The following is a 14,644-nucleotide window of genomic DNA, read 5'->3' on the forward strand; positions in this document are numbered from 1 at the left end:
GCGGGACCGGGACATACCCTGCTGTGGGCGGCGCGTGCGCATGGACCTCCGGATGAGTGAATGACGCAGCGACTGCAGGGCGAGCGCTTGAGGTGCGGCCGTAGGGTGACCGTTCATGGGCCAGCAGCACATGGATCTTGAGGCGTATGTCGAGCGTGCGCAGTCCGGCCCCTGTTTCATCTGCGCCTTTCTCCGCGGACATCCGGACTACCCTCACGAGACCATCTTCGAGGACGAAGACCACATCGCCTTCCTGGACCGCTGGCCCACACTGCCCGGGAAGATCCTCGTCGCCCCGAAGCGGCACGTCGAGCATGTCGTCCGTGACCTGGACGAGACGGCCTATACCCGGCTCATGCTGTTCGTCCGCGAGACCGCTCTCGCTGCCGAAGCTGCCCTTGGCCCTGAGCGGACGTACCTGTACTCGCTTGGAAGCCAGCAGGGAAACGCCCACCTTCACTGGCACATCGCCGGGCTGCCTCCCGGTGTCCCTTACCAGAAGCAGCAGTTCCACGCCCTGATGAGTGAGAACGGAATCCTGTCCTTCTCCCCGGAAGAGGCAGCCGACACGGCGGAGCGCATCCGCACCGCGATGGGCGCCCTCCGCGGCGACGCGTTCCGGGAGTCAGCACATCAGTCTGTGCGCCGCAGCGTGTAGCTGGGTCTCACTGGCGAGGGTTCTGGCCTTTGGATGTATCGGTCAAGGGCACGCCGAGGTGGCGTAGGCGGGTGGTGAAGTCGTCTGTGCCGTTGAACCGGTGCGCTCGCATGCCGACGGACCGTGCGGCCTGGACGAAGGTCGGCTCGTCGTCGAAGTAAGCCAGGGTGGTTGGGGGGATGCTCATGAGGTCGGCGGCGGCCCGGTATGCGAGGGGGGAGGGTTTGTCGACTCCCAGGTCTGCGGAGGGGAAGACGAAGTCGAATTCGATGCCGTGGAGCTTGAGGTCCGTGTGGAGGGCGTCGGTGCAGTTGGACAGGACGCCGACGGGAAGGTGTTCACGGATTGTCTGCAGGAGGGCGGTCATCGTCTGGTCCGGTTCTCCGCGGTCGGCTCGCCAGGGTCCGAGGTGGTCCCGGATGGCCGGGCCGTAGTCGTTCGCCAGGCGGTCGGCGACGTCGGAGGCCCACTGCTGGTCGGTGAGGACGCCGACCCGTGCCAGGCGGTAGGACGGGTGATCGTACGCGTAGCGGTCGATGGTTCCGGTGGGGAGGCCGGCACGCTGCTCGCTGGTGCGGGCGCCGGTGTTGTGCCAGTGCCGGAAGAGGCCGTTCATGTCGAGGAGCAGGCCGTTGATGCTGGGCATGGGACTCCTTCGGGGTACGGGCCGGATACGGCTTGGCCCGGGGTCAGTGCGCTGTGGCCTGGTGGTAGGCGGCGGTGTAGCGGTCTGCGGTGCGGCTCCAGCTGTAGGTGTTCTCGATGCGGGAGCGGCCGTTGGTACCGCGCCGCCTGCGCTCTGCGGTGTTGGCCAAGGCGGTGATAAGGGTGTCGGCGAGGTCGTCGGGGTCGTCCGGTTTGACGAGCCAGCCGGTGGCGCGGGGGCCGTCGGGGACGATGGTGTGGAGCGGGCCGCCGGTGGCGGTGGCGATGGGCGGGGTGCCGCAGGCCATGGCTTCGAGGTAGATCATGCCGAAGGGCTCGCCCACGGCCGGCGCGACCATGAGGTCGGCGACGGTCAGTCCGGTGGGCAGTTCGTCGTGCCCGCGCCATCCGGCGAAGAAGACGTCGTCCTCGGTCCCCAGGTCCTTCGCGAGGTCGAAGGGGTGCTGGCTTTCGCATTCGCCGGGGTAGCCGCCCCACATGAGCAGGACCGGGGCGGGGTCGAGGCGGGCGCGGGCGGCGGCGAAGGCGCGCAGGAGGACGGGGACGCGTTTGAAGTCGAGGAACCGGCCCACCCAGAGCAGCAGCGGCCGGAGGTTGCCGACGGGGTCGTGGAGGCGGCGGAGGTCGGTGTCGGTGTAGCGGAGGGAGCCCGGCGTGCCGCCGGGGGCCCAGCCGTGCGGGTCGGTGACGAGCCAGTGCCGTAAGTGTTCCAGGCGGTGCTGCTGGTCGAGCTGTTGCGGGCGGAAGGTGCGGGTGTCGACGCCGTTGGGGATGACGGGGAGTTCGTGGTCGAGGTCGAGCAGGCGCTGAGCCAGGTCCCGGTCGTGCTCGGAGACGGCCAGGAGGTGGCCGGCGTGGAGTACGGACTGCCGCAGTCGGGTGAGCCAGTACGGGGAGTAGAGCCACTTCTGCCATGCGGTGACCGTGAGCAGTTCGGTGTCGGCGGCATCCAGGGCGGCGGCTGCCGCGATGCGCCGTGCTTCGGCGCGGCGGTGCGGATTGTCTGTGTGAAGGCGGCGGGCGAGGTCGTGCAGGGAGATGCCGAGGCGTTGAGCGAGGTTGACGCGTCGGGCCATGCCGTCGATGAGTTTGAGTTCGGTGCCGTGGAGGGTGGTGACCACGGGGGTGTTCGGGTAGGCGGCGCGGACGCTGGTCTGGAGGTGGCTGAGGTGGTGCAGGTGCATCAGGTCGGTGCCGGTGCTGCGGTGCGCGGCCAGGTGACGGGTCCAGGCGCGGGTGAGGCGGTCGGCGTCGCGGGGCGGGACGGCGCTGAAGAGCGGGTCAGGGCAGTGGCCGCGGTCCTCGTACGAGGGGTGGAAGGGCAGCGGGGTGTGCTGGGGGTTGCCGCCGCGGCGGAAGGCGGCGAAGGCATCGTTGTAGTCGTACGGGTGGAGGTCCAGCCCTTGGTAGAAGGACGGTCCGTGGGAGGGGTCGCCTAGAGTGCCGAGGGATCCGGCGTGGAGGCGGTTCGTCCAGCCGCGGGTGTTGAGTTCGCGCAGGAGGTAGCGGATGACCTGGGCGCTGCCGCCGCGGGGGTAGAACAGCGCGACGGTGTCCATGGACGGCATGGGTGCTCCCTTCGGGCCACTCGCCAGGGGCGTGGGCCCGAAGGGAGCGGCGGGTCAGGTGGTGGTGTCGGTGGAGGGCCGGGTGCTGATGTCGGTGGCGAGCTGGCGCAGGATCGGCCCGTAGTCGGGGTGGGCGAGGGCGTGGGCGAACTGGGCGACGAGGTAGGCGGCGGGGTTGCCGGTGTCGTACCAGCGGCCTTGGATGACCTGGCCGTACACGGCCCGGCGGGCGGCGTAGGCGTTGATGGCGTCGGTCAGGTAGACCTCACCGGTGCGGTGCTCGTACCAGCGGCGGGTCAGTTCGCGCAGTTCCTCGACGATGGCTGGGGTGATGACGTAGCCGCCGATCGCGGCGAATACCGACGGCGCGTCTTCGGGCTTGGGCTTCTCGACCAGGCCGGTGATGCGCAGCAGGCCGTCGTCCAGGTCCTCTTTGACCACGGGCACGCCGTAGCGGGGGGCGTCGGCCGGGTCCATGGGCATCAGGGCGAGCACGGGGCAGTGGGTCGTCTCGTAGGCGCGGATCAGCTGCTGGGCCCGGGGGATGTCGGAGACGAAGACGTCGTCGGGCCAGAGAACGAGGCATGGTTCGTCGCCGAAGTTGCGGGTGGCGTTCAGGACAGGGGTGCCGTTGCCGTAGGGGCCGTGCTGGTCGAGGTAGGTGATGTGGCCGCGGCGGGCGAGCTCGGCGACTTCTTCGACGGCGTCGGCGTAGTCGTCCTTGCCGTCGGCGCGCAGTTGCTCGGCGAGGGCCGGGTTGGGGCGGAAGTGGTCTTGGATGAGGTTCTTGCCGCCGGAGACGACGATGGTGATGTCGGTAATGCCGGAGGCCACCAGCTCGCGCACGGTGTGCTCGATGACGGGCTTGTCGCCTACCGGCAGCATCTCCTTCGGGATCGCTTTCGTCAGCGGCAGCAGGCGGGAGCCCAGTCCAGCGGCGGGAATCACTGCCCTGCGGATCGTCGTGCCCATCGGTTCTCTCCCGGTCTCGTCCCCGTGCCGCGCCGGCCGGTGCGGCACGGGCCGACGCTAGCGAAGCGCCGGCGCGTGCCTTGCCGGAACGGCGGGAAGTTCATCGGCACAGGAAGGAGCCGGTGTACTTGGTCACCGCGAAGTACCCGTTGGTCTTGATCGCGCGTTCCACCTGGGTGTTGACGCGGTCGCGCAGCTCGGTGAAGAAGTCGTCGTCGAGGCGCTTGTCGGGCTCGGAGGAGGCGCAGCAGTGGTTGTGGCCGACCTGGTAGAAGCGCATGAACGGTGCGGGGTCGGTGAAGCGCAGCTGGTCCTGCCAGGTGACCGTCTCGACGTTCTTGAAGTGCTTGCGCAGTTGTGGGGCGCCGTTGGCGAGGGAGAGGCGGCCCTTGGGGGTGGCCTTGAACAAGTCCTCGGGTGCGCCCATGGCTTTGAGGGCCGTGAAGTGCACGTCGTACATCTCGAGCATGCTGTCGGTGCGGTCGGTGGTGAGCTGGAAGAGCCCTCCCGGGCGCAGGACTCGGCGGACTTCGGTGAAGCACCGGTCGACGTCCGGCACGTAGTGGATCATGTAGTTGGCCATGACGCGGTCGAACGTGTCGGTGTCGAGCATGGACAGGTCGTCGGCGCTGCCTTCGATCCACCGGCACGGTGTGGCGGTGCCCTTCAGCCGTTCCGCGGCGGCGGCCAGGACGGCGGGCGCTTTGTCGAGCCCGGTGATGCTGCCGTCGGCGAGGTGGGGCCGCAGGTGCTCGAGGATGAAGCCGTTGCCGCAGCCGAGGTCGAGCAGGTCCTCGTTGCTGGTGAGGGCGAGGTTGCCGAGCATGTGGTCGAGCATCGACTTCGGATTGGTGCGGAAGCGGTTGTGGACGTCCTGTTTGACGTCGAGCATGCGGGTGTCGTTGAAGAACCGGTCCCGGGCGGTGGCGGCCGAGAATTCGAAGTGCTGCTCGGGGATGATCTCCTCGGCCAGGGCGTCCAGGGCAGGGGTGCGGAAGTCCATCATCTTCTCCCTTGATCGCAGGTGTTCAGGGGCGGGACGGGTTGGCGGGCCACTTGGTGCCCACGTACTTGTGCGGCAGCAGGCCGGCGAGCGGTACGAGCCGGGCGTAGAGGCCGTTGACGATGACGGCACGCACGTCGGGGGCATGGTCGAGAAGCAGCTCGCGACACAATCCGCAGGGCGGGACGATGCGGGCGCCGCAGGACTCGGTCGGTTTGGGGTAGCGGACGGCCGCCACCGCGATCAGCGGCGCGTTGGTGGCCAGGCGGGCGGCGGACAGGGCGCCGGCCTCGGCGCAGACTGCGGCCCGGCCGACCATGGCGTCGACGTGCAGCCCGAGGTGGATCCCTTGGTCGGCGTCCAGGATTGCGGCGGCGATCTGGTGCCGGGCCTGGACGTAGCGCTCGCGGATCGTGGTGAAGGCCGCCGAGACCAGCAGGCGCGAGACCGGGTCGGTGCACAGGGAGGCGGGGTCGTCACCGGTGCGGCCGTTCATGCCCTCTCCTGCGGGGCGTCGCGGTGGATCCGGGAGGGCTGGGGCCCCACGGAGCCCTGGTATTTGCCGGTGTAGAGCACGACCTTGCCGCGGGGGCGCCAGAACGTCACCTGGGCCAGACGGTCGCCGGCATAGACGCGTACGGGCTGGACGGCGTGAAGCTGGAAGGTGGATTGCCCTGTCGAGCCGATGTCGATGAGGTCGGCGGTGACGTGGACGAACATCCCCAGGCGCGCGGCGCCGGACCGTGCACGGATGATGGGCACGTAGTGGTCGCTGCCCAGGACCTCGACGCTGGCCCCGAGGTAGATGCGGTCCGGCCGCAGCACCAGCCCTTCGTCGGGGATCGTCGTCGTCTCGAACGCGTTCTCCTGGCGGGTGTCCAGGACGGTGCCGGTGTAGTGGATGAGGGCGGGTCCCAGGGCGAGGTTGTAGGAGTTCGGCTGGACCTGCTCCTCGTCGAACGGGTCGAGGACCAGGCGTCCGAGAGCGTGCTCGTGGGCGATCTGCGGGCCGGTGAGGATCACGGCAGCCTCCGTGTCCGGTGCGGTACGGGGAGCGGCAAGCGTGCCGTCGGCTCCGTCAGCAGGCCGGCGGGCGGGACGGCGGCTTCGTCGATGCGCCCGAAATACCCGGCGTAGGGCCGGCGGGCGCCGGTGACGGTCCAGAAGCTGACCTGGCCGGTGATCATCTCCGCGTAGACGCGCAGGGGTTGAACGACTTTGATCTCCAGCGTCCAGCGGTGGCACGCTCCCAGGTTGCCCAGGTCAGCGCTGTACTGGAGGAACATGCCCAGACGGCCGAGCGAGGACCGGCCGATCAGCGACGGGACGAACTGCGTGCTGCCGATGGCCTCCACCGTGGTGCCGAGGTAGACCCGGCCGGGCTGCAGTACCACGCCGCCGTCCGGGATGGCGAACTCCTCCAGCTCGTGCGCGGCGTGCGTATCCATCACGGCTGCCCGGTGCGTGCGCAGGGTGTGGCCGAGTCGGTAGTTGTAGGAGACGGGGTTGAGCTGGCGGGAGTTGAACGGCTCGATGGTCAGGGATCCCAGGCGACGCTGCCGGACGATCTCCGGTCCGGTAAGGATCACTGCAGGACCTCCCGGACGATCCGGGCCGCCTGCGCGTGGAGGTCGTCGAGGCTGCCGGAGTTGTCCACGCGCAGCCACGGCACGGCGTCGGTCGCGGCTTCGGTGGGGTGCTGGTCGTCTCCCGCGGACAAATCCCCCCGCCCGCTCTTGCGCTCCCGTCGTACGGGGTCGGGTGCCGTGATCTCGACCAGGCGGAACCCCAGAGCCGTGACCGCGCCGATGTCCGCGGCACGCACGTCGTCGCACAGCACAACAGCCTGCGGGGTGTCGCGCTCCACCTGCCGCACCCGTAACCCGAAAGCCTCGGTGAGGGCATCGGGGTTGATCCGCCTGAGGTGGAAGCCCAGGGCGTTCAGCAACTGGCCGTCCTGCACACGCCCGTCCGGCAGCGGGCGGCCCGCCATGGCGTAGATGACGGCCTGCAACTCGTACAGCGGCGCGCCGACTTTGAGCATCCGCGCGGCTGCGCCCGCTTCCTCCAGCTGAAGCGCGAGCAAGCCGCTGAGCGTGGTCTTCCCGGCGCCGGGCCAGCCGAAGAGCGCCAGCTTGGGCATCGCAGTCCTCCTTCGAGGGGCGCACGAGTGCGCGCAGCACCAGGCCATACGGCCCTGTGATCGGGGATCAGTACCAGCCGGGGCCGGTGGTCGATGCCACCGTCGTTCCGGCCTGGCCCAGACAAGCGCACTCGGCCCCGGCACCAGAAGGGCACAGGCCGGTGTAGGCGGTGTACCGGGTGGATACACCCTTGGCGTGTACGGACACAGCCGGTGTACCTACACCAACCCGATCACCCCGCCCGCTGCTGCCCGTCCCCGCCCGCTGCTACGTTCCTGGTTACCCCGACCGTCGGCCCCGAGGGGGAACGATGGCACCACTCGCCCAGGCCACCGGCAACCCGCTCGCCGCCCTCCTGCAGCGGATCAGGATGCGCCCAGAGCAGCTCATCGCCCGCGTCAACGAGCACCGGGCCCGCCGCGGCTCCCCGCCCCTGGACCTCAAGAGCGCCTACCCCTGGCTCCGCGATCCCCCGGTACGGCCCGCCAAGGAGAACGAGGCCGACGCCCTGACCGTCCTGTCCACACGTGCCGGCCGGACCGTCACCGCGGCCGAGCTCGGCTGGACCGGGCCACGCCGCCGCCGACACCCCCGCCGCCTCGATGCCCCATGCGAGGCCCTCGCCAGCGAACTCCTCCACGAGATCACCCAGGGGGACCACATGGACCGCCGCCACTTCATGCTCCTGACCGGAACTGCCGTCACCGCCCCGGCCCTCGCCCTCCTCATCGGAGACAACTCCCCCGCGCACGCGGCCGAGAGCAGCGGCCGCCTCTCCCCCGAGCTCGTCACCACTATCGAGAATTCCGTCCGCGAACTGCGCGTCCTCGATGACAACACCGGCAGCACCACCGGCCTGGTTTGGGCCGGAGGTCTGTGGCAGAGCGTCAGCCGCGTCGTCCTCAACGCCCGCTCCCCCGCCGCAGAAGGCCGGCGTCTGCGCACCGCTTTCATCGAACTGTCCGAGCTCTACGGCTGGATGCTCTTCGACGCCGACCAACACCCCCAGGCCCAGCGTGTTTACCAGACCGGCATGCGCCTCGCCCACGAAACCGACCTCACCCGCGACACTGGACTCGCCACCCGCAACCTCCTCGCCTCCGCCGCCTACCAAGCCTCCTGGCTCAGCCAGCACACCGAAGCCAAGACCCTCCTCGACATCGCCGGCCACAACCCCCGCTCCATCCCCCCGCGCGTCCAGGCCGTCATCGCTGACCGCCAGATCTTCGCCGCCGGCCGCCGCGGCGACACCGAAAGCCTCCGCCGCGCCCGCGACACCGCACACGACCAGCTCCAGGCCACCGGCGCAGACGAACCCTGGTGGGCCCGCTGGCTCAGCCACCCCGCCATCGACGCCGCCACCGGCCGCGCCTGGCTCGCCGCCCACCAACCCAAAGAAGCCGAGCCCTTTCTCACCCGCCGGCTCGAAGCCGCCCGCGACACCTACCCGCGCGACCGTATGCTCGCCACCCTAGATCTCGCCGACACCCACCGCCTCACCGGCGACCATGATGCGGCTGTCGCCCTCATCGACCGAGCCGCCAGCCTCGCCCACCACGTCGACTCGCAACGAGCCCAAGTCCGGCTCCACGAGATCACCACCGCCTTCGCCACGCCTCCCTCCACCCGCGCTCGCCGTCCCGGCACGACATAGCCATCATGACCGCCGCGACGGCAAGGGCCTGTTCAGTGAACGGTGGTTCTGGAGTTGTCAGTAGGTCAGCGGCGAGCTGCGGAGAGCCGTCCGTCAAAGGTGACTTCGAATTCACGGTGTTCTTCGAGATGCCCAGATGCCGCTCGATCGCCCGGATCGGAATCTCCTCCGCCCGGTGCAGAAGACAGATCTCAGCCCAGTCTTTCACGAAGATCACCCTTTCCTCCTGGCCTTGATCAGCAAGGCCAGAATGATATGAAGGTCCACGAATAGGTCGATATTGGTACGCCGTCACCAGCTGTGCTTAATCCCCTGATCTGTGACGCTCGGTGAGTGCAGGCTGGGGGAGCTGTTCTGAAGGGAAGCGCGGGCGCTGAGGCGTTCGTCGAGAGCGCACGCGGTGGGCCGGGCTGCCATAGACGAATTCGCCATCGGTCCCATCGCACCGCTCCGTCGCCGACGTCGCCGCGGCTGTGACGGGGCCCCACGGGTGGCAGTGAATCGGCGGACCCGATCAATGTGCAACCTTCCGGTTGCACTCAGCGCCATGACGTGCAACCCTGGAGTTGCATCCAATGCTGGCGGTGAAGGGAGTCCCCACATGAGCGAGGACCGGATCGAACGCGAGACCTTGATCGAGGCGTCTCTGGAGCGGGTCTGGTCGCTGGTGGCCGAGCCCGGTTTCTGGGTGGCCGACAAGGCGAGCCTGCCCGGCACGGTGGCCAGGGAAGGCGAGACGATGGTGGCGAAGAACCCGGAGTACGGCGACTTCCCGGTGCGGGTGGAGAAGGTCGAACCGCCGACCTACCTGGCCTACCGCTGGGCCAGCGCGTTCCCGGGAACAGAGCTCCGGGAGGACAACAGCACCCTCGTGGAGTTCACGCTGACGCCGGAAGGCGACAGGACGCGGCTGCGCGTGGTCGAGAGCGGGTTTTCGGCGCTGGCCGGGTCCGAGGAGCTGCGCGGCAAGGCGGTCAAGGACAACACCGGCGGCTGGCAGCAGGAGCTCGACGCACTCAAGACGCGCGCCGAGCAGCCCGCCGCGTGACCGACGAACCCCGCGCCGTCGAGGCGGTCGACACCGTCCTCGCGGCTCTGGCCGACCCGACGCGGCGCCAGCTGCTCGAACTGCTCGCCGCCAAGGGCGAGGCCACCGCGACGACGCTCGCCCAGCATCTTCCCGTCTCGCGTCAGGCCGTAGTCAAACACCTCGCTGTCCTGGACGCCGCCGGGCTGGTGACCAGCGGCCGCATCGGGCGCGAGGTGCGCTATACGGTGCGGCCGGCGGCGCTCGATGCGACGGCGCAGTGGATGGCCTCGCTCGCCGCGGACTGGGACCGGCGCCTGGCCCGCATCAAGGGCATCGCCGAGGCGGCAGAGCGGGATGCGCAAGCCCGACCGGACAAGTAGTAACAGGTCACGTCCACCGGCGTGACCCCGTAAAGGAGCATGATCATGCCTATGGAGAACCGACACCTCACACACGCCCCTGCCGCATACGCCTGCATGATGGTGCGCAGGCCCGCGGCAGAGGCGTTCCGGGCCTTTGCCGATCCGGCCGTCACGACCCGGTTCTGGTACAGCAAGAGCAGCGGACCCATGGTCACAGGGGCCGAGGTGCGCTGGGAGTGGGAGACCTACGGGGCATCGGCCGACGTCCGCGTCCAGGAGGTGCGGGAGGGACGTCTGATCCGGTTCGAGTGGGGCAACTACGAGCAGCCGACCACGGTCGAGCTGAAGTTCACCCCGCACACGGAACAGGTCACCTTCGTCGAGGTCACCGAGACCGGCTTCCAGGGCTCGGGGGACGACACCGTCCGCTGGGTGAACAACACCGTCGGCGGCTTCGCCACCGCTCTGTGCGCGATGAAGGCCCTGCTCGAACACGGCATCGAGCTCAACGCCGTCCCTGACCACCACCCCGTCTGACCACCCCCTCAGAGCTTCAAAATCAGCCCCTTGCCCCTTTGGCCCACATCTCGGCGATATCCCAAGATCACGTCATGGCGGTCGGCGTGATTTCGGGGCTGTCAGGCGAGGGCGGTGGGTGCGAGGCGGATGGTGCGGTTCTGCCGCTGGGCCTGGATGCGGATTGGCTTGGGCTTGTCGACGATTTCGGGCCGTTCGACGGGGTGAGGCTCGGTGCGTGGTGGCCGGGGTGGGCAGGTGAGGCGGCGGACCATGAGGGTGATCATGGTCCAGGTGAGGTGGGCCTCGCTGTGGGAGATGAGCCGCTCGTAGTCGCGCACGTTTCTGCGGGCTCGCATGACCCACGAGATCGCGCGTTCGACGCGCCACCGTTTCGCGAGGACGGCGAAGCCGTCCTGGTCCTTGCGCCGGGGGACGGTGTTCAGGGTGATGCCGAGGAAGGACTTCGACCAGCGCACGAGTTCGCCGCCGTAGGCGGAATCCGCCCAGGCGACGGTCACCTCGGGGTGGGCGAGGCGAAGGCGGAAGAGGAGATCGCGGGCGGGGTGGTCGTCACGGTTGGTGGCGGGGGCGACCATGAACGTCAGGGGCATGCCGCGCATGTCGACGGCCAGGTGCCGCTTCCTGCCGTTGATTTTCTTCCCTGCGTCGTAGCCGCGGGTTGCGGCCCCCACCGTCTCAGCGCCCTTGACGGACTGGGAGTCCAGGATCACCGCAACCGTACGGGGATTGAGCCCATCATGGAGACGAACCCTCTGGTGAAGCTCACTGTGGATACGGGACAGGACACCGCGCTCACGCCAGCGCTGGAAGAACCCGAACACGGTGCGCCAGGGGACACCGAAGTCGACGGGGACGGACCTCCACTTGCAGCCGTTGTCGTTGACGTAGCGGATGGCGTCCACGATGTTGCGCCGCGGGTGCGTCTCCGGCCTTCCGCCCGTCGGGAGGGTGCAGGCCGGCGGCGGCAACAGGGGCTCCAGGACGGCCCATTCTTCGTCCGTGGTGTCGCTCGGGTAGTGCCGCGGCCGGACAGCCGGAGCCACCAGGGCCCCGGTGGCGGTCTGGATCATGATGAGCGTTCCATGCGGGTGAGGACTTCCAGGGTGGCCTTGACGCCGCCGAGCTGGTCCAGGACCAGGCGCGCCCACTCGTCCTCGGGAGCCTTTTTGGCGTGCGGGGCGACGATCCCGGCGATGAAGTTCGTGATGCGGTGCAGCTCGGCCCGGAAGATCGCCCGTTCATAAGCGATCCAGACCTCGGGCTCCTCGGACACCTGGAAGCCCTCAGCACGGCTGAAAGTCACGGGCGGGAGCTCGGCCTTGACCGCGACCTTCCGCAGGAACCGGATACCCGTCCACACCTGCGCCGGGGTCCGCCGGGTCGCCTTCACCAGCTGCTTCAGCGTCAGCCCGGCCGGCTGGGCCTCCAGCAGGGCCTTGCGGACCGCCTTTCCGTGCTCATGAGCGGGCTGTCCCGCTCGCCGCTTCATGGCTACTGGCCCCGCAGCAGCTCGGCCAGGGCCTCATCCAGGTCCACCCTGCCCGTGGAGACCGCCGTCTCGATCCAGTCAGCCGTCGCCCTGACCTTCTCCACCTGCCGCGTCACGAGACCGAGCTGCGACTCGGTGAACTCCCGGCCGCGCAGCTTCGGCACCAGCCGGCTGGCCCCGGCCACAAACCCCTGGCAGACCCCGATCAAGTCCGTGAACTCCATCGCCCGGTGGAAGCCCCGCACGATCCGGGCCGGATCACAATCATCCCCGTCGTCCTCGTGCTCGCCCTCGGGCGGATCCCACCAGTCCTCCTCGCCCTCGTCCTCGGCGAGCTCGGCCTGGTCGTACTGAGCCTGGTTCACCAGCTCCCTGGCCTGCCGGTCCCGCATCGTACGGAACGCCACCTCCGGTCGGCGCAGCAGATCGCAGGCCGCCAGGGCCGCCACCGTCTCGTCGGCGGCGAGGTCCCGGATGGCGTCGACCTTCTCCGCAACCGTCACCGGCGTCGCGGTCGACCAGCCCGCCGCCCGCTTCGCCGCGTCCCCGCTCCACTGGCTCCGGCCCGTCCGCTCGTTGACCGGCGGGCTCTTGATGAGCTCGTACGCGTCCGGCGCCGACGCCAGGATCCGGTGTACTTCGAAGGAAACCCCCTCCTGCCGCTGGTCCTGCGGCCACCGCGCGGCCACCCACCGATACGTGCGGACGGTATGGAAAGAGAGTCCGATCGCCTGGGCGAACTCACGTAAGGAGCCCTCCACCCCGAGCTCGTCCTCTCCCAGCGTCATGTCCCCGCCGTGGGAGCGCAGCGGAGCGATCTCCAGCGCGATGTCCCCCAGCGCGAACTGGCACCCCGACATCACCCGGACCAGCTCCACCGACCGGTCCACCAGAGCCTCGAACCGCTCACACGGCACACTGCCGACCATCTCGGACACGGTGCCCTCCCCAAGCGGGTCGGAGAGCCGGCGCTCCACCGGCCGAAGGAAACCCGGCCCGCACCTACTCGCAGAGTCCGCCGACCACCCCAAGGTCACCACGAACGACCGAAAGAACACCGCTCACGCACGAACCGTCCCAGTCTCGCCCGAACGTATATCCAGTTCTGACGCACTCCTGAACGACCCTGTCAACCGTCGCCGAGCGTCACCGATCAGGGGATTAGGCACAGCTAGTCAAAGGGTCAGACTCGACCGTCGCCGAGACTGAGGGCGGGAGAGGGGAGCGAGATTCGACACATGCGTTCCACGTTCCCCCAGGTTGCTTCTCTGACTGTGCTGGGGGCGTTGCGGGGTGGGCAGCGGTGAGTCCCCGACCGGTTGACGGTCGGGGACTCACTTGGGGGTTCACCGTACGGGTGCGCCTTCACCGGCTACCGGTGCGGGATGCTTCCCCCCTCTTCTTCCTGTTCCGCCCGCCCCCTCGTCGCCGGGCGGTACAGGACGGATATGGCGCCGGATCCGGGCAAGGCCCTTGGGGCGGGCACGCCGGTCGGGTGGATACGTGATCGTGGCGCCCTCGGGAACGATCTCCACGACGACGGGGTGCTCATAGCACCAGCAGCGGTAGCGCTTGCCCGGGGAGTCGAGCGGTGGTGGCGTGCACGCGGTGTGCGGGTTCGGCGTCGCCCACCAGGTGATCAGCAGGGAGAGGAGCAGCAGGGAGCCGGTGATCACAGACGCCCCGATGAGTACCTGCAGCATCTCATCGTGCACGGGTCCACCCCCGTTGCACGGCCCGCCGTAACCGGCGCCACCGCGCCCGCGCCCCGCGCTGCGCGGGGAACCCGTTCTTGGGGTGGACGACGAACTTCGCCTCGTCCGCCAGCTGGTACAACAGGTCAACGGCCTGCCTGGGCGTCAGTTCAACGAGCACTCGCGCATCGAAGTGGAGCCAGAAGACGCGCTCTTTCACGGCGAATTGGCGCCCCAGGACGCTCACGTGCACCATCGTCGGCTTGATCACGGGCTCACCAGCCCGGTTTCCAGGGTGAACCACACTCGGGTGATGACGGTCCGGCGGTGCGCATCCCAGGACCAGGAGACGCCCGAGGCGGCCGACAGGCGGCGGACGAGCGACAGGCCGCTCGTCTCCTTCCGCAGATCGCGGCGGTTCAGGACTCCCGTGCGGTCGCTGTCCCCCACCGAGACGACGACGCGACGCGCCAGGACCGAGACATCGACATGCAGGTAGGCGCCGGTGGTGTGGCGCAGGACGGCGGTGACGGCGTCCGAGGTGCAGAGGCGGGCGTCATCCACCAGGGCGGGGATGTCGCGGGCCAATATCGCCCGGACGAACTCGCGGGCCACGCGCGGGGCCGCGTCGTCGGCCGGTGCCGTGACACGGTAGGTCGAAGGGGACGTGAAGCCACGTCTCGTAGTGCGGGGACTGGGGCTGAGCAGGGTCGAACTCACGGAGTCGCCTCCCTCACGGTCAGGTCCCGCGCCCGCCGCCGTCCGTGGCTCGGCCACCTCCCGGGATGCCCAACAGGCATGCAGATGGCTGCACTTCGGGTCTTCCCGGCGTGCTGCGCGGTGCTGGGATGACAGTAGCGGGTG

General features: G+C 69.2%; 18 protein-coding genes and 1 pseudogene. 5 read left to right on the forward strand and 14 right to left on the reverse strand.

Annotated elements, in window-relative coordinates:
* Nucleotides 1-115 precede the first annotated feature (115 nt).
* The gene (locus AB8735_RS02360; RefSeq protein ID WP_372404864.1) at nt 116-658 is read left to right on the forward strand and encodes an HIT family protein; all 543 of its coding nucleotides are present in this window, start codon (nt 116-118) and stop codon (nt 656-658) included.
* A 7-nt stretch (nt 659-665) separates the two neighbouring features.
* Here the strand turns inward: AB8735_RS02360 and AB8735_RS02365 are convergent, their stop codons facing one another.
* From AB8735_RS02365 to AB8735_RS02400, 8 genes are all read right to left on the reverse strand, one after another.
* Nucleotides 666-1,304: an HAD family hydrolase gene (locus AB8735_RS02365; RefSeq protein ID WP_372404867.1), complete on the reverse strand. Its 639-nt coding sequence runs from the start codon at nt 1,302-1,304 to the stop codon at nt 666-668.
* A 43-nt stretch (nt 1,305-1,347) separates the two neighbouring features.
* Nucleotides 1,348-2,892, reverse strand: coding sequence for a glycosyltransferase family 4 protein (locus AB8735_RS02370; protein ID WP_372404869.1), 1,545 nt, complete (start codon nt 2,890-2,892; stop codon nt 1,348-1,350).
* A 54-nt stretch (nt 2,893-2,946) separates the two neighbouring features.
* Nucleotides 2,947-3,864, reverse strand: a complete 918-nt coding sequence (locus tag AB8735_RS02375; protein WP_372404872.1) for a UTP--glucose-1-phosphate uridylyltransferase — start codon at nt 3,862-3,864, stop codon at nt 2,947-2,949.
* A 100-nt stretch (nt 3,865-3,964) separates the two neighbouring features.
* Nucleotides 3,965-4,870 (reverse strand): methyltransferase domain-containing protein, encoded by a 906-nt coding sequence (locus AB8735_RS02380; protein ID WP_372404874.1) that lies wholly within the window; start codon nt 4,868-4,870, stop codon nt 3,965-3,967.
* Nucleotides 4,871-4,892: 22 nt separating this feature from the next.
* On the reverse strand, nt 4,893-5,363 hold the full coding sequence (locus AB8735_RS02385) for a hypothetical protein (RefSeq protein WP_372404877.1): 471 nt from the start codon (nt 5,361-5,363) through the stop codon (nt 4,893-4,895).
* Nucleotides 5,360-5,890: a dCTP deaminase gene (locus AB8735_RS02390; RefSeq protein ID WP_372404878.1), complete on the reverse strand. Its 531-nt coding sequence runs from the start codon at nt 5,888-5,890 to the stop codon at nt 5,360-5,362. Before AB8735_RS02390 ends, AB8735_RS02385 begins: the two co-directional genes overlap by 4 nt.
* Complete coding sequence (locus AB8735_RS02395; RefSeq protein WP_372404881.1) at nt 5,887-6,456, reverse strand: deoxycytidine deaminase; 570 nt, start codon at nt 6,454-6,456, stop codon at nt 5,887-5,889. Before AB8735_RS02395 ends, AB8735_RS02390 begins: the two co-directional genes overlap by 4 nt.
* A complete protein-coding gene (locus tag AB8735_RS02400; RefSeq protein WP_372404883.1) occupies nt 6,453-7,010 on the reverse strand; it encodes a hypothetical protein in 558 nt (185 codons plus the stop codon). The genes AB8735_RS02395 and AB8735_RS02400 overlap by 4 nt, the downstream gene beginning before the upstream one ends.
* Before the next feature lie 311 nt (nt 7,011-7,321).
* Between AB8735_RS02400 and AB8735_RS02405 the strand changes: the two genes are divergently transcribed.
* The 4 genes from AB8735_RS02405 to AB8735_RS02420 all read left to right on the forward strand — a co-directional run bounded on the left by AB8735_RS02405 (nt 7,322) and on the right by AB8735_RS02420 (nt 10,594).
* The gene (locus AB8735_RS02405; RefSeq protein ID WP_372404885.1) at nt 7,322-8,665 is read left to right on the forward strand and encodes an XRE family transcriptional regulator; all 1,344 of its coding nucleotides are present in this window, start codon (nt 7,322-7,324) and stop codon (nt 8,663-8,665) included.
* A 601-nt stretch (nt 8,666-9,266) separates the two neighbouring features.
* Complete coding sequence (locus AB8735_RS02410) at nt 9,267-9,713, forward strand: SRPBCC domain-containing protein (RefSeq protein WP_372404888.1); 447 nt, start codon at nt 9,267-9,269, stop codon at nt 9,711-9,713.
* Nucleotides 9,710-10,075, forward strand: a complete 366-nt coding sequence (locus AB8735_RS02415) for an ArsR/SmtB family transcription factor (protein WP_372404891.1) — start codon at nt 9,710-9,712, stop codon at nt 10,073-10,075. Before AB8735_RS02410 ends, AB8735_RS02415 begins: the two co-directional genes overlap by 4 nt.
* 45 nt (nt 10,076-10,120) lie before the next feature.
* Nucleotides 10,121-10,594, forward strand: a complete 474-nt coding sequence (locus AB8735_RS02420; protein WP_359595234.1) for an SRPBCC family protein — start codon at nt 10,121-10,123, stop codon at nt 10,592-10,594.
* Nucleotides 10,595-10,661: 67 nt separating this feature from the next.
* Here AB8735_RS02420 and AB8735_RS02425 read toward each other — a convergent pair.
* The 6 genes and pseudogenes from AB8735_RS02425 to AB8735_RS02450 all read right to left on the reverse strand — a co-directional run bounded on the left by AB8735_RS02425 (nt 10,662) and on the right by AB8735_RS02450 (nt 14,500).
* Nucleotides 10,662-11,667 (reverse strand): annotated as a pseudogene (locus AB8735_RS02425) (IS5 family transposase).
* Complete coding sequence (locus AB8735_RS02430; protein ID WP_372404894.1) at nt 11,664-12,086, reverse strand: hypothetical protein; 423 nt, start codon at nt 12,084-12,086, stop codon at nt 11,664-11,666. Before AB8735_RS02430 ends, AB8735_RS02425 begins: the two are co-directional and overlap by 4 nt.
* A 2-nt stretch (nt 12,087-12,088) precedes the next feature.
* Nucleotides 12,089-13,015 (reverse strand): DUF6192 family protein, encoded by a 927-nt coding sequence (locus AB8735_RS02435; RefSeq protein ID WP_372411758.1) that lies wholly within the window; start codon nt 13,013-13,015, stop codon nt 12,089-12,091.
* A gap of 417 nt (nt 13,016-13,432) precedes the next feature.
* Nucleotides 13,433-13,801, reverse strand: coding sequence for a hypothetical protein (locus AB8735_RS02440; protein ID WP_372404897.1), 369 nt, complete (start codon nt 13,799-13,801; stop codon nt 13,433-13,435).
* Nucleotides 13,791-14,051 carry a hypothetical protein gene (locus AB8735_RS02445; protein WP_372404900.1) on the reverse strand — a complete coding sequence of 87 codons (261 nt, stop codon included), beginning with the start codon at nt 14,049-14,051 and terminating at the stop codon, nt 13,791-13,793. Before AB8735_RS02445 ends, AB8735_RS02440 begins: the two co-directional genes overlap by 11 nt.
* Entirely contained in the window at nt 14,048-14,500 is a 453-nt protein-coding gene (locus AB8735_RS02450) for an ATP-binding protein (protein WP_372404903.1), read from the reverse strand. Before AB8735_RS02450 ends, AB8735_RS02445 begins: the two co-directional genes overlap by 4 nt.
* Nucleotides 14,501-14,644: the final 144 nt, after the last annotated feature.

The organism is Streptomyces luteireticuli, from assembly GCF_041519305.1.
GTDB lineage: Bacteria > Actinomycetota > Actinomycetes > Streptomycetales > Streptomycetaceae > Streptomyces > Streptomyces luteireticuli.